The organism is Methylococcus capsulatus (assembly GCF_036864975.1).
In the GTDB taxonomy this organism is placed as follows: domain Bacteria; phylum Pseudomonadota; class Gammaproteobacteria; order Methylococcales; family Methylococcaceae; genus Methylococcus.
The window spans coordinates 2,013,290-2,029,149 of the sequence record NZ_CP104311.1 but is presented as its reverse complement, the minus strand read 5'-3'; the positions used below and the strand labels follow the sequence as shown (position 1 = coordinate 2,029,149).

At 61.9% G+C, this 15,860-nt stretch carries 13 protein-coding genes; 6 read left to right on the top strand and 7 right to left on the bottom strand.

Going from position 1 to position 15,860, the window contains the following annotated elements; genetic code table 11:
• Positions 1-111 precede the first annotated feature (111 nt).
• The 3 genes from N4J17_RS10130 to N4J17_RS10120 all read right to left on the bottom strand — a co-directional run bounded on the left by N4J17_RS10130 (position 112) and on the right by N4J17_RS10120 (position 3,302).
• Positions 112-1,164, bottom strand: coding sequence for a PstS family phosphate ABC transporter substrate-binding protein (locus tag N4J17_RS10130; RefSeq protein ID WP_198324099.1), 1,053 nt, complete (start codon positions 1,162-1,164; stop codon positions 112-114).
• 90 nt (positions 1,165-1,254) lie between these two features.
• Positions 1,255-1,626 (bottom strand): c-type cytochrome, encoded by a 372-nt coding sequence (locus N4J17_RS10125; protein ID WP_198324100.1) that lies wholly within the window; start codon positions 1,624-1,626, stop codon positions 1,255-1,257.
• A gap of 50 nt (positions 1,627-1,676) precedes the next feature.
• On the bottom strand, positions 1,677-3,302 hold the full coding sequence (locus N4J17_RS10120; protein ID WP_232470722.1) for a porin: 1,626 nt from the start codon (positions 3,300-3,302) through the stop codon (positions 1,677-1,679).
• 495 nt (positions 3,303-3,797) lie between these two features.
• Here N4J17_RS10120 and N4J17_RS10115 point away from each other — a divergent pair, with 495 nt between their 5' ends.
• The 3 genes from N4J17_RS10115 to N4J17_RS10105 are packed head-to-tail and all read left to right on the top strand — an operon-like array spanning position 3,798 to position 8,841.
• Positions 3,798-4,790, top strand: coding sequence for a DUF6635 family protein (locus N4J17_RS10115; RefSeq protein WP_198324101.1), 993 nt, complete (start codon positions 3,798-3,800; stop codon positions 4,788-4,790).
• Entirely contained in the window at positions 4,787-6,406 is a 1,620-nt protein-coding gene (locus N4J17_RS10110; protein WP_198324102.1) for an alpha-amylase family glycosyl hydrolase, read from the top strand. Before N4J17_RS10115 ends, N4J17_RS10110 begins: the two co-directional genes overlap by 4 nt.
• 11 nt (positions 6,407-6,417) lie before the next feature.
• Complete coding sequence (locus N4J17_RS10105; protein ID WP_198324103.1) at positions 6,418-8,841, top strand: beta-galactosidase; 2,424 nt, start codon at positions 6,418-6,420, stop codon at positions 8,839-8,841.
• A 97-nt stretch (positions 8,842-8,938) separates the two neighbouring features.
• Here N4J17_RS10105 and N4J17_RS10100 read toward each other — a convergent pair whose 3' ends face one another.
• The 4 genes from N4J17_RS10100 to N4J17_RS10085 form a co-directional block, all read right to left on the bottom strand.
• A complete protein-coding gene (locus tag N4J17_RS10100; RefSeq protein WP_198324104.1) occupies positions 8,939-9,328 on the bottom strand; it encodes a c-type cytochrome in 390 nt (129 codons plus the stop codon).
• Between the two features lie 485 nt (positions 9,329-9,813).
• On the bottom strand, positions 9,814-10,263 hold the full coding sequence (locus N4J17_RS10095) for a hypothetical protein (RefSeq protein ID WP_198324125.1): 450 nt from the start codon (positions 10,261-10,263) through the stop codon (positions 9,814-9,816).
• Between the two features lie 196 nt (positions 10,264-10,459).
• Complete coding sequence (locus N4J17_RS10090) at positions 10,460-11,812, bottom strand: ATP-binding protein (RefSeq protein ID WP_198324105.1); 1,353 nt, start codon at positions 11,810-11,812, stop codon at positions 10,460-10,462.
• Positions 11,813-11,817: 5 nt separating this feature from the next.
• Positions 11,818-12,537, bottom strand: a complete 720-nt coding sequence (locus tag N4J17_RS10085; protein ID WP_198324106.1) for a response regulator — start codon at positions 12,535-12,537, stop codon at positions 11,818-11,820.
• A gap of 274 nt (positions 12,538-12,811) precedes the next feature.
• Between N4J17_RS10085 and N4J17_RS10080 the strand changes: the two genes are divergently transcribed.
• The 3 genes from N4J17_RS10080 (at position 12,812) to N4J17_RS10070 (ending at position 15,781) form a co-directional block, all read left to right on the top strand.
• Positions 12,812-13,837 carry a methyltransferase family protein gene (locus N4J17_RS10080; protein ID WP_198324107.1) on the top strand — a complete coding sequence of 342 codons (1,026 nt, stop codon included), beginning with the start codon at positions 12,812-12,814 and terminating at the stop codon, positions 13,835-13,837.
• 554 nt (positions 13,838-14,391) lie between these two features.
• Positions 14,392-14,775 (top strand): VOC family protein, encoded by a 384-nt coding sequence (locus N4J17_RS10075; RefSeq protein ID WP_198324109.1) that lies wholly within the window; start codon positions 14,392-14,394, stop codon positions 14,773-14,775.
• A gap of 13 nt (positions 14,776-14,788) precedes the next feature.
• On the top strand, positions 14,789-15,781 hold the full coding sequence (locus tag N4J17_RS10070) for an alpha/beta fold hydrolase (protein WP_198324110.1): 993 nt from the start codon (positions 14,789-14,791) through the stop codon (positions 15,779-15,781).
• The last annotated feature ends 79 nt before the right edge of the window (positions 15,782-15,860 follow it).

The following is a 15,860-nucleotide window of genomic DNA, read 5'->3' as shown; positions in this document are numbered from 1 at the left end:
TAATCGGTTCGCCACTCGCCGAAAAAGACGACTTCCGAACTCTCCCCAAGAAAAAAGCCCGAGGATCGAAGATCCCCGGGCCGTTGCGGAACGACAGAGACTGTAACAGCCTTACAGCGAAAACGGCTTCAGTTTCTTCGCATCTTCTGCCATTTCCTTCCGCTCGTCGGCCGGCAGCGGAACCAATCCGCGTTCGGACAGATAGCCATCTTCACCCCAGGCTTTCTCGCTGGTGAATTCCGCGATGTACTCCGCGATACCCGGAATCATCCCGACATGGGACTTCTTGACGTAGAAGTACAGCGGGCGGGAAATCGAGTAGCTCCCATCGGCGATCGATTCGAACGAAGGGTCCACGCCTTCGATCCTCGCTGCAGCAACCTTATCGGCGTTTTCTTCCAGGAAGCTGTAACCGAAGATGCCGACCGCATTCGGGTTGGCAACCAGTTTCTGCACGATCAGATTGTCGTTTTCGCCGGCTTCCACATAAGCGCCGTCTTCACGGATGGTGTAGCAGATCTTCTTGAATTCCGGCTCGTTGTCCTTCTTCAGAGCAGCGATCCACTTGAACTCCTTGCAGCCACCCTCCATGGCGAGTTCGGCGAAGGCATCCCGGGTTCCCGAAGTCGGCGGCGGCCCCAACACTTCGATCTTGATGGCAGGCAGCGCGGGATTGACGTCCTTCCAAGTCTTGTAAGGATTGTCCACCAGATTGTCGCAGCCGCCGCAGTCGGGATCCGGAATCCGCTTCGCCAGCGCCAGGTAGATATCCTTGCGGCTCAGTTCCATCGGCTTGGACTTCTTGGACTGCGCCAGCACGATGCCGTCGAACCCGATCTTGACCTCGACGATTTCCTTGACGCCGTTCTTCTTGCACTGCTGGAACTCGGTGTCCTTCATACGACGCGAAGCGTTGGCGATATCGGGATGATCGACGCCTTCGCCGGCGCAGAACAGCTTGATGCCGCCGCCGGTGCCGGTGGACTCCACCTTAGGCGTCTTGAATTTCCCGCCTTTGCCGAAGTGTTCCGCCACCACGGTGGCGAAGGGATACACCGTGGAAGAACCCACGATGCTGATGGTATCACGCCCACCGGCGGCCCATGCGCCGGCGCCGAAGACGGTGGCCGACACGGCCAGACCTATGCTGACGATCTTTTTCACGTGAATTTCTCCACTGTCGAGTTTATTGCATTGTTTCAAAAGCAGCAGCAACGCATGACCGGGAATCCGGCGTCTCGGGGCTGCCGTTTCTTACCAAGCGCCGCCGCGGTTGCCGGGCTGCGTCACCATGTAGTAAATCGCATCGGCGACGTTCTTCTCGGAATATCCTGGACCGACGATGGTTTTCGGATTTTCCAGATATTTCCGATCGACGTGCTTGTTCAGAATCTTCCGCCACAACGCGGAGGGTTCGCCCCAGATGACGGTGGCCGAAGGGGTAAGTGCCCCATTGGTGCCGTTGTCATGGCAGGCCGAGCAGTAAGTTGCGTAAGCGTTGCGCCCGTTCTGATAATCGAAACGGGCGTTCGCCAGTTCAGGCGTGTTCGCATCGATCGGAGTGTGCAGCGCACAACCCGCCGCCAGGAGGATCAGCGTGGCCGCTATCGATAGTTTGGTCTTCATATCCGCGTTCCTTGAATTGTGGTCGACGATACGCTTGAGGCCCGCCGGGCTCAGTAATTGGCCTGAAGCTGCAGGCGCAGCACGTTGCCGTCGGCCTGACCGTAACCGGCAAACAGCGACTTTGAGTTCCAGCCGTCGGTGGTGCCCGCCGTGACGGTACGGAAGTTGGTCGTATTGATCAGGTCGTAGGCCGCGGTGACTTCGACTTCCGGCCACGGCTGGTATTCCACGCCGAACTCCCACAAGCGTTCTGAAATGTTGGGCGAGTTGTTGTCGAACTTACTGCCGCCATTATAGGTTTCAAAGCGCGCATAGGGCATCCAGCCGCCGTAGAAATGGTCGATCTTGTAATGGGCCTGGACGTAGCCACCCCACACGTTCTTGGATTCGATCCAGGCGACTTGCTTGGCGTTGTTGACTTGCAGCGTCGGGGCGATACCCCAGGTCCATTCCGTCTGCAGACCGAACGGCTTCGGATAGAGCACGGCGTGAATGGCGCCGCGCAAATCCTGCTGGCCCTGGCCGTCGTTGATACCGGCCACGCTGGTGCCGGTGATCGTCCCTTTCTGAGTCAGATTCCGGCCGCCGGCCGCCGTGTTGTAGAAGTTCTTTCCGACGATGTATTGGGTCACCTTGCCGGTGATCGGATCGGCCGGGCCGTTGAAGTTGGCCATCTGAACGACGTACTTGCCGTTATAGCCGGAAGCGCCGACTTCAAGGATCTGGTCGCCCGGCAGTTCGAACGGATAGGTGACGCGGCCGTTGATGTGGAGATTGTCGTTCAGCTCGAAGCGGTTGGCGCCCTGGCCGTTGTAGACGCCGAAAGCCACCACGCCGTAGTCGCCGGAACCGCGCAAGCCGCTTTTCTGCAGGTACTTGAAGCGTTCCTGGGCGACGTCGGGCGACCACATTGCGAAGACACCGAGATCGCGTTCGTCGCGGATGGCGTTGGCGTCGGTCGCCAGGTTGCGTTCGAAAGCGATGCGGTTCTGGGACGACTGCAAGTTTTCCCAGCCGAACGGTACTTTCGACTGACCGACACGGAAGCGGTATTCGCGTTCGGAATCGACGAATACATCGGAGTAAGCGTCGCGAATCTGTGCAAACTGGTACTGACTGGTCGAACTGTTCTGATCCACCGCCGGCGTGTTCGCTGCAAAATCCGTCTGCAGATAGAACAACAGGTGGTCCGACACGTCCGCCGTCAGGGCCAAGCGGGTGCGCCGCAGCAGGAAATCCTTGTTCTGACCGATGGAGTTGTCGTTCGGCATCGCCAGATTGTTGCGTGTGTTCTCGTCACCGTTCAGCAACTGGCTGTAGCGGACCTGGTTATAGCCTTTGATGCTGAGCTTGTCGAACCACTTCTTCTCGCCGGAGGGTGCCGGCGCACTCGCCACCTTCTTCTCGGATTCCTTGATAGCAGCCGCCTTCTTGTCCAGGCGCTTCTCCAGCGCTTCAAGCTCGACCTTTTTCTCGTCCAGCTTCTGCTCGAGAGCAGACGCACTTTTCTCCTCCACCTGCTCGAAGGTTCCCAGGCGAACCCGGCCAGGGCCGGGCTCGGCGTAGATTTGCTTGGTCTTCTTGTCCATGTACAGCTCGAGCGCGGCGTGGGCCGGCAGCGCCAGCAAGCCGCCCATCAGAGCCGTCACGCTCATACGCAACAGATCGGATTTCATGTCATTCCTCATTTCGTGAAGTGGTATTTGTCATGCCCAAAGCAACAGGCAGTGGCAAATCGGCGTCACAACGATAATGGGCAAATATGACATTTATGTTACAAATCGATGTAAGCGGCGAGAACAAGACTTTGGCCGGACCATACAGCGCGCCGGTGACGGCAACGAATTTCCGTGGAGTTCCCACAAAGGACCTTGTTAAAGTTGATGAACAAACCTCCCTTTGGGAGGTTAGGCATGATCCGACTTGGTCTGCTCGATTTCCTGGTTCATCCACCCCGGCTGCACCCGCAAAGGCGGATCGGAGCTCCGGCCGTCCTGCCCCAGGCGGCGCTGTTCAGCCGCGCGAAGATTTCCGTCCCAGGCTATCAGACTCAGGCGTGGCTCAAGTCGCGCGGGGCGGGATTCCGGGCACGCGGCCGCTTATCCCCAACCTCACGCATGACTGTATACTCTCTCCGGCTCTTCCCGGGCCAAACGAGGTGCAATCCCGGCATGGACAAGGACAGATCGAAACCGGAGTCGGCGCAGGCGATCCACCAACTGCTGGAAAGGGCAGCCACCCGCGGCGTCGCGGACTATATCGAAAGCCGGAAAGCGAAAATCCCGGGCTTCGTGGAGCGCTATTTTTCCTTCCGCGGGGCCTGGGAAATGCACAAGAAAACGCTGGGGCGGGATTATTACCGCATCCCTGTCAATCTGCTTTGGAGTCTCCCGGCGTTTCTCGCCCATTCCGCCGCCGCCGTTTCCGGAAAGCTCGGGGCAAAAGACCTCGCCCGCCGGCTCGGCAAAGTCCCTTCCGGCCTGCCCACGGCGTTCCAGAAAGAGCTGAACTGGTTGATCCACGTCGAACTGCTGGAGCTGCCCTATTCCGACGGCTCCCGCGAATCCACCCATGATGCGCTCCTGGAAGCCATCCTGAGCGATCCCGAACTGTCGACCCGGCTCGGGGAATATCTCGGAGCGATACAGTCCCACGCCGGATCCGTGGAATTTCGCACATCGCTGGCGGCCAGGCTGCAGGAGTACGGCAAGACCCGCCAGGCGGCGACCGAACTGGCGGCCAGCATCGCCACCCTGGCCGGTGGCTACGCGGCGTTCGGCCAGATGACACCGGGCGCGGTTTCCGCCGGCAGCGCCGCGGCGGCGGCCATCGCCCAGCAGATCGCGATAGCCAATTTCTGGCTCGGCCCCACCTTGGGCACGTGGTATTACACGGTGTTTCCGGCGAGCGCGTCATTCGGCCTGATCGCGGCGAGCACGGGGACGGTGATGGCGGCCCTCGGCATTCTCGGCGCGCTGTCCGCCGTCGTGGTCGATCCGCTGCTGGCCAAGACCGGGTTTCACCAGAAGCGGCTGGAACGCTTCGTCGATGCCCTGGAGCCCGTGTTGGCCGGCCGGGAGGATGACGGTTACCATGTGCACGACCATTACCTTGCCCGCCTATTCGACCTCGTCGACCTGCTGCGGCTGGCGGCACGGGCATGACGGACGGGAACGGCACGCTGCCCTGGTGGCAAACCGGTATCATCTACCAGATCTATCCCCTGTCTTTCCAGGACAGCGACGGCGACGGCCTCGGTGATCTTCCCGGCATCCTCCGCCGGATCGACTACCTGGCCGGCCTGAACGTCGCCGCTATCTGGCTCTCGCCCGTCTTCCCCTCGCCGATGCGGGATTTCGGCTATGACGTGGCCGATTACACGTCCATCCACCCGCGGTTCGGAACACTGAGCGACTTCGACCGGCTGCTGGCAGGGTTGCACGGCCGGGGCATGAAGCTGATCCTGGACCTGGTGCCGAACCATACCTCCGACCAGCATCCCTGGTTCCTGGAAAGCCGAAGTTCGCGCGACAATCCCAGGCGCAACTGGTACCTCTGGCGCGATCCGGCGCCGGGTGGCGGGCCGCCCAACAATTGGCTCAGCTTTTTCGGCGGCCCCGCCTGGACTTTCGACGAGACCACCGGCCAGTACTATCTGCACCAATTCACGCCGGAACAGCCGGAGCTGAACCTGCGCCACCCGGCCGTGTTGGAGGCGCTGCTGGATGCAATGCGGTTCTGGCTGGATCGAGGCGTGGATGGCTTCCGGGTCGATGTGCCCTGGCTGCTGATCAAGGACGCTGAGTTCCGTGATGAGCCGGAGAACCCGGCCTGGGACGGCATCGCTCCGCACGGCCGACTGCTCCACGTCCACACCGCGAACCAACCCGAATTGCACGCCATCATCCGGGCCATGCGGGCGGTCGTCGACGACTACCCCGGCGAGCGGGTCTTGATCGGAGAGACCAACGTGCCGGAGGAAGAACTCGTCAAGTACTATGGCGCGGCGCGGGACGAATTCCACCTCCCTTTCAATTTTCGGCTGATCTATGCCTCCTGGAACGCCGGGGAAATCCAGCGGCTGGTCGAAACTTACGAAGCGATCCTTCCGCAAGGCGCCTGGCCCGCCTGGGTGCTCGGCAACCATGACCAGCCCCGTATCGCCAGCCGCATCGGCCCCGATGCGGCCCGTGTCGCCGTCATGCTGCTGCTGACCCTGCGCGGCACGCCGACCTGCTATTACGGCGATGAGTTGGGGATGAAGAACGGGGTGATCCCAAGGAACCGCATCCGTGATCCGCAAGCATTGAACCAGCCCGGGATTTCCGGCGTATTCAATCGCGACGCGGCACGGACCCCCCTGCCTTGGGACACTTCGCCCAACGCCGGCTTCGCGCCCGAGGGCACGCAACCCTGGCTGCCGCTGGGCCAGGACTGGCCAATGAGGAACGTTGCCTGCCAGTCGGACGATCCCTGCTCCATGCTGGCGTTTTTCAGGACGCTGACCGCGCTCCGCCAACGCCACCCGGCCTTGAACCAAGGCGACTACAAGGGCGTGGAAACGGTAGCCGACGGCGTCTTCGCCTATACTCGGACAGCCGGCGCCGAGCGCCTCCTGATCGTGCTCGATTTCGCCGGCTGCGAATATCTACTGGACCTGGGCGCACTCGCCGATGGCGCGGAGATTCTGCTGAGCACCGGCATGCGGCGCGCTGGGCGGGTCGAACTGAGGCGACTCCGCCTGCTCGCCAACGAAGGGCTCGTGCTGAAAATATCTTGAGGGAGCCACCCATGATCGAAATCCGAGACAAAGCCATCCTGATAGACGACCGGCCCCGTCTGGTGCTGAGTGGCGAAGTGCATTATTTCCGGCTCCGGCGCGAGGACTGGCAGGACCGTTTGGACAAGCTCAAAGCCGCCGGCTGCAACACCGTCGCCTCCTATATTCCCTGGCTCTGCCATGAGACCGTCGAAGGCCGGATCGACCTCGACGGGCGCACCCGCCCGGAACTGGACCTCGGCGGCTTCATCGATCTATGCCGGGCCAACGGCCTCTGGTTCATCGCTCGTCCCGGCCCCTTCGTGATGGCTGAGCTGAAGAACGAAGGGCTGCCTTACTGGATTTACGAAAAGCATCCCGAAATCGTACCGGTGGGCTGGGACGGCAAGCCGGCAACCACCCATACCGTCGATTATCTGGCACACTCCTTCCTGGAAGAGGCGCAGCGCTGGTACGCCGCGGTGATGACCGTGATCGCGCCGCGCCTGCAGCCGGGCGGCGGCAACGTGATCGCGCTGCAGCTCGACAACGAGATCGGCATGCTGTCCTGGCTCAGCAACTGCCCTGACCTCACGGAGAATGTGTTAGCGGATTTCGCCGCATGGCTGAAAACCCTGCACGGTCCTGAAGCCTTGCGCCGACGCTATCCCTTCGACATAGACGCGGCAGAGGCGCGCCGCGACGGCATCCGCTCGCCTGCCGAGAGTTACGCCCCGGCCCTCATGCGTGACCTCGGTCACTACATGCGCGACCGTTTCGCCCGTTATGTAGCAACCCTGCGCACATGGGCGGAAAGCGCCGGCGTTTGCGGCATCCCGTTCGTGGTCAACATCCACGGCACCGGCGGCGGCCGCGGCCTGGACTTCCCGACCGGCATCAGCCAGCTCTATCCATGCTACACCCAGGACACCGGCTACCTGGCGGGATCGGATCTCTATTTCGGAAATCTGACGTTCGACAATTTCCAGGATCTGTACCTCTGCAATGCCTTCATGGACGCCGTGCACCGACCGGAACAGCCACCGGCTTCGATGGAGTTCGAATGTGGCGACGGCAACTACGGCAACACCTATGGCAATCGGCTGGACCCTTCTGCCGCCGACTTCAAGGCGCGCATCTGCCTGGCCCAGGGCGCCCGGCTCCTCAACTACTACCTCTTCGCCGGCGGCCGCAACTACAAGCTCGATCCGCCGCCACACGACGGCGACGATCGCATCGCTTTCACCGGCGAACGCCACGGCTTCGCCGCGCCGGTCGATCCCGAAGGCCGGTTGAATTACAGCTATCCGCGGCTGGCAAGCCTGACCCGCACCGTGACCGCCGTCGCCGACAAGCTCGCCGCCATGCAGGAGGAGCACGACCGGGTGGCGTTCGGCTTCATCCCCGACTATTTCATGACCGAATACCACTATCCCGCCAGCGCCGCGATGACCGAAATCGTCCGCAATCTGAAAACCAACCGCGGGCCCGGCGCCTGGGAAACCATGGCCCGGGCGATGCTGCTCGGCGGCTACCGCTTCGGTGCGGTAGATATCCAGAATCGGCCGCTCCACCTTGAGACCACACCAGTGCTGGCGCTGGGCTCGGCCCGGTACATGGACACTGCGGTCCAGCACAAGCTGGTCGATTGGCTGTCCGCGGGCGGGGGGCTGCTGCTGTACGGGGAGGTCCCGCGCTACGGGATGGAAGGCGAACCCTGTATGGTGCTGGCTGAGGCATTGGGTACCGAAATTTCGGGGTTTCGCCAAGCCAGCGATCGCTATTTCCTCTCGCTCGCCGCGGACGGCTGGGCCGCGCCGCGGCCGGAAGTACGCACCCATTTCGCCCAGACTTTCGCCGTCTCCTCCGCCGAAGCGCTGCTACGGGTCTGCGACACCGGCGAGATCTGCGGCTTTGAAACGGCGGTCGGAAAGGGACGTGCTATCGTCATCGGCGCTGCCTACCCTTGCGACATCGCCCTGTTCCGCACGGCTCTGGAACGATTGGGCGCGGTTGCCGCGTTGCGGCACGACTGCCACGACCACGGCATCTTCATGACTTCGACCGCCAACGCCGCGGGTGAACGCTTCATCCACCTGCTGAATCTGGACGGCTTCGACAAGCGCTTTCACCTTTACGAGCACGGCCGGCCGCTGTTCGGCGGACGCGAAATCGAGCTTCAGGCCCGCGACGGGGTGATGCTGCCGCTGGCCATGCGCTTCGGGGAAGTGAAGATCGACTACGCTACCGCGGAAATCACTGCCGTGCGGCCGGACTGCATCGAATTCCGCCCGACCCAGCGGGTGGACGTGATCGCCGTGGAAACTGCCCGCGAGATACAGATCTCCTCGCATTACGAACTGCAGCAGGACAGCCCGACGACTTACGTGGTATCGCTGTGCCCGGCCCCCCTTCACGACCGGATCACCCTGCGCCATGAACGCGCCGGCGGCTGAAACCCGCCGGCGCTTGGGGCAATAGCGATGAGGCTTTACCTCGGTGATGCGCCCGGCGACCGAACACACCTCATCGCCGACGCAGCCAGCACCCTCTTCAAGGTTTCCGAAGCGTAGCGATGTAGGCCGCGATGTTGTCGATGTCCGTATCGCTCAGCTCGGAAGCGATCTCCCGCATCGAATCGCTGTCCTTGGACCGGTGCTCCCAGCCGAAGGGCTGGATGCGCTCTTCCGAACCGCCGCAAGGAGGGAGCCAGTCGTCCGGCCGGCATCGCTTGTAGGTGTTCAGCACCCTCCTGATGTAGTTCGCGTCTTTTCCGGCCAGGCTGGGGACATTGGGGGCCGCGTCCCCCTCCCCCCGACCGTGGCAGTCGACGCAACTTTCATATTTCGCCTTACCGGCCGCGACGTCGCCGGCATGCACCGTGCCTGCTGCTAGCGCCAGCACGACCCCGCATCCCAAATCTAACGACCTTCTCACGATCATTCTCTCCGTAGGGTTGACTCTTGAACTCCAAACAATGCGTCGAAGCGGCTTGGCCGCACGCCAGGCCGCCCTTCACTTGTTCAGGATACAGCACAAATCCTGAAACTTTTGACGTTACCACACCCCTTTGAAATGTACGCCTGTACCGGCCACGGGGGGAATGGACATCGATGTGCCCCTCCCCGATGCGATTGCACGCGAATACCCGAAAAGGTCGGAACAGACGGTCGATGCGGCGGCATCCGCCACTTCGATGAGGGACATCACTGCTGCAATGCCCCTGATACGATAGCCGGGGCAGACCCGGGAATCCGGTCGTTCACTCAGGAGGACGGGCCATGTACATGCCATCAGTATGGTAGGTGAAGCGGGAATCCGATCCGGACAACCATCCCGCAAGCTTGTCCCGGTTCAGCAGGACGAACATTACGATAGCGAGGTATCGCAGGAGCTTGCCCATGACGGTCCCTCACTTGGAACCGCGATCAGGGCAACATGTCCAAAGCCTTCTTCGTTGCTTCCTCCCGAACTTTGTCCTTGGCTGCCTTCGCCGCCTCGCCCGCAGATTTCGGCGCCGCTTTGACCTGTTGTTTGATGGATTTGGCGGTGCTTTCCATGGATTTCATCCCTTCCTTGGCTTGTTCTGGCACCGCTTTCTCGACCTGCCGCTTGGCGGACTCGGCGGCCGTCTTTTGCAGCTGATCCTTGACGGCGGCCGGCGCGGATTTCGCCGTTTCCTTCAGCTTGTTTGCCTGTCCTGCCGCTTCCTCCACGGCCTGGACGCCTTCGACCGCTTCACGCGGCGCCGCCTTGGTAGCAGCATCCTTCAGCAACTGCTTGCTGACATCGTCCAGGGCATAACGTTCGCCGGGCTCCGCCAGAAGCGGTCCGGCCGCCATCAGCGCGGCAGCGACTGCTAAAGCTGGGGTATGCATGATTTTGTTCATCCATTCGCTCAATGTGCGGCAGCTTTTGCAACTGCCATCGGACCGATCGTACCCGCCTGAGAACAGACATGTACAGCGCTTTTTTACGGGATGGGCAGGAGCCGCTCCGACATTTATAGAACGCCCGATCCTTCGGCCGCACTCTTCGTCAGCGCTCCGCCCCCGGATCGAAAACGCCCGCATTTCAAGGCGAACGGGCCGCTGCGCGGGGCAGCACGACCCTCACCAGCAACCCGCCGCCCGGCCTGTCTTCCAACGCCAGGCCACCGCCGTGCCGGTGCACCACCGCACTGGCCACGGTGAGTCCGAGCCCCATGCCGCCGGTTTCCCGGCAACGCGAGGACTCCAGCCGGAAAAACGGCGCAAAAACCCGGCTACGCATGGCTTCCGGAATTCCAGGACCGCGATCGCCGACCGTGATTTCGGCGGCTTTGCCGTGTTCTGCCAACGTCACCGCAGCCTCCTGCCCATATTTCAGGGCATTGTCGATGAGATTGGCGAAGGCCCGGCGCAGCGACATCGGCCGCCCTTCGAAGTTCAGGTGCAGCGGCCCTTCGTAGGAAACGGTCTTCCCCGCATCCTGGAGATCATCGCAAAGACTTTGCAGGAGCATCGCCAGATCGATCACGGCCAATGGTTCCACAGCCGTGTCATCGCGGGCGAACGATAAGGTCGACTGCAGCATGGCCTGCATTTCGTCCAGATCGGCGCCCGCTTTTCTCCGCTGATCGGGATCGGGGATCAACTCGGTTCGAAACCGCAGCCGGGCCAGGACGGTTCGGAGATCGTGGGACAAAGCGGCCAGCATCAGCGTACGGTCTTCGATCAGGCGGGAAATGCGGCGTTGCATGCTGTTGAAGGCCTCGGCGGCCCGGCGGATTTCGCTGGGGCCCTCTTCGGCCATGGGCGGCGCATCCACGTCGGCACCCAAGCGTTGGGCGGCGAGGGCGAAGCGGTCCAGTGGAGCCGTCACCTTGCGCGCAGCCCATACGCCCAGAACCACGATTCCCGCGAGGAAAAGCCCGGCGGCGACTGTCAGGCGCAATGTCCACAGTCCGCCGATCGCTTCGTTCGCGATGGCGAAGCGAAGCCAGGTGCCGTCCGAAAGCGCGACCCAGACCTCCGCCGGTCCCGGCGGCGGCATCAGCCATCCCCCGCTTGCCGGACCAACAGAGGGATAGCCCGCCGCGACACGTTGCATGCCGTGCACTTCGGCGAGGACGCGAATGTCCCGCGCCAAATGCCGGGTCATGCCATCCTGGCGTAGCGGCGGCGGGCTGGCATGAGGCTCCCACATCACCCCAACGCTGCCCTCATTCAAAGCGGGGAGCAGTTCGGGACGCAAATCGCGCGGCACCCGATCCATGATGGAAGCGATGACGGCGACGCGATCCAGGTTCCGGAAAGTCTCGTCCCAGCCCTTGCCATGGAAAAAATCCAGCTGGAATACGGAGAGGCTGACCGTCACCGTGAATACCAGACCCACGAACAGCAGCCCGACGGTTCTGCCCGCGATGCTGTCGGGCCAGAATCTCATAGCGGTCAGCGCTCGCGCTCGACGCGCGGCGTGAACAGATAACCGCCGCCGCGGACGGTCTTGATCAACATCGGATCGGCGGGATCTGACTCGATTTTACGCCGCAGCCGGCTCAGTTGGACATCCACGCTGCGGTCGTAGGCAGAGGCTGAGCGTCCCCGGGTCAAGTCCAGCAATTGATCGCGATTCAGGACACGCTGGGGATGTTGCGCAAAAGCGGCCAGCAAATCGAATTCGCCGCCGGTCAGCGGCATCAAGACGCCTTCGGGAGAATACAGTTGGCGCCTGGGGAGATCGAGCCGCCAGCCGTCGAACACCAGAGTCGCCCCGTGATCCTGGCGGCTGGCCGGGACGCTGCCACTGCGGCGCAACACCGCCTTGATGCGGGCCAAGAGTTCGCGGGGATTGAACGGCTTGACCACATAATCATCGGCGCCCATTTCCAGACCGACGATGCGGTCGGTCTCATCGGCCAGCGCCGTCAGCATGATGACGGGAAGATTCGAAGCCGCCCGCAGGCTCCTGCACAGCGCGAGGCCGTCTTCGCCGGGCAGCATCACATCGAGAACGACGAGATCGAAACGTCCCGTTTCCAGCCATTTGGCCATGCCTTTGCCATCTGCGACCGCATCCACCCGAAAGCCGTGCCGGATCGAGAACCCGGTCAAGAGCTGCCGGAGTTCGCGGTCGTCATCGACGATGAGAAGGTGAGGAGATCGCGTCATGATGCCATTATGCCGAATCATCCGCCCTGCTTGAGGATGAGTTTGTAACGGAAGATTGCAAAGCGCCATGGGGAAACCGTGCGTTACCAAAGCCGGTTCGCAGTGAAATCTTTGCGTTACCCGCGAAGGCGAGCATACGCCGCATCGTCAACGCAAAAAGTGAGAAAAACCATGACCCCGATGTCCCCATCCAAACCTTCGGACGATCACGCAGGCCGGCTGGCACCGGCAGGCTGGCTGTTTCTATCTGGCCATCGGCCTGGAAATCCTGTTCATGATCAGCCCGACTGCCGGCTATTTCTATGCACTGTACGGACCCGCCCTGAATTTGCTCGACCGTTGGGCGGTCACGGCCTGGCTCACCCAATTCTTCCTGCCGCATATCTCGATCACCCGGAGCGCCGTTCTCAATGCGCTGCCTCGTGTCGCGGAACTTTGCGTACTGGGCGGCGCGGCATGGTTTCTCATTGCGGCGACTCAGCTTTACTGGAGCACATTCCGCCGGCTTGGCCCCGTCACGACCGGTTTGTATCGCCTCTGTCGCCATCCGCAATACACCGGCCTGGCACTGTTCGGTCTGGGTGCCCTGCTGCTGTGGCCTCGATTCGTGGCGCTCATCGCGTATGTATTGATGTTATCGCTGTATCGATTCCTCGCCATCGCAGAAGAGCGGCGGTGCGAGCAGCGTTACGGCGAATCCTATGTCGCTTACCGGGCCCATACCCCAATGCTCTGGCCGCTCGGAACAGAACCGGCCGCGGTACCCTTTCATCCCTGGCCGATCCGATCGCAGGCTGGACTGACCATGACCGCAGTCATCGTTGCCGTGCTGATTGCCCTCGGTCTGAGGGAGTACACGCTGTCGCGCCTCAGCGCGCATTACGAAGCACATGCGGCCGTGCTCTCACCCGCACCGCTCGCCGGCGAGCTGTTGGCTGCCTACCGCGTCGCGGTCGAGGACGGGCGCGTCCCGCAGCGTCTGTCGGGCGCCGGCGCAAGCCCTCTGCTGGTCCATGTGGTGCCGGAGGACTGGCATTTGGCCGACCTGCCGATGGAAACGGAGGCCGGGCACGCCGGACATGATACGCCGGCGAACTTCGACCGGCGGAAGTACAAGCTGCTCTTTAGCCAGGCGCTGACTCACCGACCCGAACCGCTCGGGAAAGCCATCGTTCGTTCAGCTCATGGTCTTGCTCCGTTAATCCTGGTGCGAGTCGACATCGAAGCCGCGCGCGTCAATGCGATCGAAAAACCTCCGGCTCATGTGCACTGGGGCGATATTCCCACCCCCCTGTTTTAACACGAAGGAATTTGGAGAGGCGCCGTGAGATTCCCCGCCCGTGCAAGTTTATCGACCCATCCTATTTCCACTGTACACCCTTGGCAAATCGGCGGACGAGCTGCGCTATCTTCGACCGGCAAAGTTTCCCTCCACATCATCGTAACGACGGCGCTGACGCTCGTATTTTCGGCATGTGCCGGTCCGTTCTTCGTCGCCGGTTCCCTTGGACCCGACGGCGTCGAAGCGGTCAAGATATCCGGAATCGGACAAAACGTCTGCGTGTCACATCCCGGCCGGTTCGATTTGGAAGTGTCAGGAGAGGGTCAGACCGTTCGGGTTCCCAAAGGCAATGCCGTCAGGATGCTGCGGATCAGCGGCGTCCGCCATGAAATTGCCGTTTCCGGAGGGACTTCGGTGCAATCCGTTTGGCTCTCCGGGATTGGATCGACCGTACACTTGCCGAAGAATGTACGTCCGACCGTAAGCATTAGCGGAGTGAACGGGCGCGTGCTCAACGATGTCGACACCGCTCATTCACAAGGGGCCGCGCCCCGAACATCTGGGGAGTTTACATGCGAATCGCGCTGAACAGCCTGTTCCTGGACGAACAGCACAAAGTACTCCGGTTCCATACGGATGTTTTGGGCCTCGTGAACAAGCAGAGCATCCCTTTGAAGGAGCTCCGAGGGCTGACCGTCGTCTCACCCGAGGGGCCGGATGATCTCGAACTGGTACTCGAACAGAATGCGAAGCGGCGGCCAGAAGGTAACCGGAGGCACTTTCCCAACAGGGGAATACCGGTCACCGCATTCGCCGTCGATGACACAAACCAGGAATACGAACGGCTGGCATCGTGCGGGGTGAAATTCACTACGGAACCCACGGGACTGGACTCGGTGACCATCGCCATTGTTGCCGGTACTGGCGGCAATCTCGTGCAAATCTGCCAAGGTTGACGCATTGCTGTCCATGATGACCACATATCTCGGCTCAATCGTGCCGACCCTCGTAGCTCTCATTGCCACCGGCCTGTTCGGGCTGGCGTATGCCGGTTTTCGACGCGATCTCGACCGTGCGCGGGAGCGTATTTCGACAGGCAGCCAGATCGCGCAGACGCGCTGCGGGCTGATAGAGTACGCGGTGGCGGGCCGGGGACCGCCGGTGCTGGTGGTGCATGGCGGCGAAGGCGGCTTCGATCAGGGCTTGGCGTTCGCTGAACCGCTGGTTCGCAGCGGTTTTCGAGTGATCGCCATGTCGCGCTTCGGATATTTGCGCACCCCGCTTCCGGTCGACGCTTCGCCGGAAGCGCAGGCCAATGCCCATGCCTGTTTGCTTGATGCGCTCCACATCGATCGCGCTGCTCTGATCACAGCGTCCGCGGGCGCCCCGTCATCCCTGCAATTCGCACTGCGGCACCCCGAACGCCTGAGCACCCTGGTGCTGCTGGTTCCTGTCGCATATTCGCCAAGACCCGAGGGGACGCCTCAAGTGCGGATGCCGCTGCTTGCGCGGACGCTTGCCGAAACGACGCTTCGGTCCGATTTCCTTTTCTGGCTGGTGAGCCGAGTCGCACGCCGAACGATGATCCGCACGTTTCTCGGTATTCCGACGGCGGTCATGGAAGGCGCAACCGCCGATGAAAAGATGCGCGTGCGGCGGATCTTCGAACGCATAGCGCCGGTCAGGGCGCGCCTTCGGGGGCTCCTCAACGACGCCGCCATCAACGCATCTCTGCCGCGTTACGCTCTGGAAAAGATCACTGCTCCTACCTTGGTGATCGGCACACGGGACGACTTGTTCGGAACTTTCGACAGCGCCCGCTATACTGCGGCGCATATCCCCCATGCCCGCTTCATCGGCTACCCGGACGGCGGCCATCTGTGGGTCGGGCACCAGGACGAAGTCGTGTCCGAGGTGGTGGGCTTCCTGAGAACGGCAGGCGGACCCAGATTCGGACGCTAACGAAACTGAAGTGAGGGTCCTACAAAAACTCGGTCACTGGTCTGATTTTCCGTAATCGGCCACTCGGGATCAAAAGCTC

What these genes read in the sequence shown, in the direction of transcription:
- N4J17_RS10125 (WP_198324100.1), bottom strand. Translation starts at nt 1,626, where the DNA reads ATGAAGACCAAACTATCGATAGCGGCCACGCTGATCCTCCTGGCGGCG.
- N4J17_RS10120 (WP_232470722.1), bottom strand. Translation starts at nt 3,302, where the DNA reads ATGAAATCCGATCTGTTGCGTATGAGCGTGACGGCTCTGATGGGCGGC.
- N4J17_RS10115 (WP_198324101.1), top strand. Translation starts at nt 3,798, where the DNA reads ATGGACAAGGACAGATCGAAACCGGAGTCGGCGCAGGCGATCCACCAA.
- N4J17_RS10110 (WP_198324102.1), top strand. Translation starts at nt 4,787, where the DNA reads ATGACGGACGGGAACGGCACGCTGCCCTGGTGGCAAACCGGTATCATC.
- N4J17_RS10105 (WP_198324103.1), top strand. Translation starts at nt 6,418, where the DNA reads ATGATCGAAATCCGAGACAAAGCCATCCTGATAGACGACCGGCCCCGT.
- N4J17_RS10100 (WP_198324104.1), bottom strand. Translation starts at nt 9,328, where the DNA reads ATGATCGTGAGAAGGTCGTTAGATTTGGGATGCGGGGTCGTGCTGGCG.
- N4J17_RS10095 (WP_198324125.1), bottom strand. Translation starts at nt 10,263, where the DNA reads ATGCATACCCCAGCTTTAGCAGTCGCTGCCGCGCTGATGGCGGCCGGA.
- N4J17_RS10090 (WP_198324105.1), bottom strand. Translation starts at nt 11,812, where the DNA reads ATGAGATTCTGGCCCGACAGCATCGCGGGCAGAACCGTCGGGCTGCTG.
- N4J17_RS10085 (WP_198324106.1), bottom strand. Translation starts at nt 12,537, where the DNA reads ATGACGCGATCTCCTCACCTTCTCATCGTCGATGACGACCGCGAACTC.
- N4J17_RS10080 (WP_198324107.1), top strand. Translation starts at nt 12,812, where the DNA reads ATGATCAGCCCGACTGCCGGCTATTTCTATGCACTGTACGGACCCGCC.
- N4J17_RS10075 (WP_198324109.1), top strand. Translation starts at nt 14,392, where the DNA reads ATGCGAATCGCGCTGAACAGCCTGTTCCTGGACGAACAGCACAAAGTA.
- N4J17_RS10070 (WP_198324110.1), top strand. Translation starts at nt 14,789, where the DNA reads ATGATGACCACATATCTCGGCTCAATCGTGCCGACCCTCGTAGCTCTC.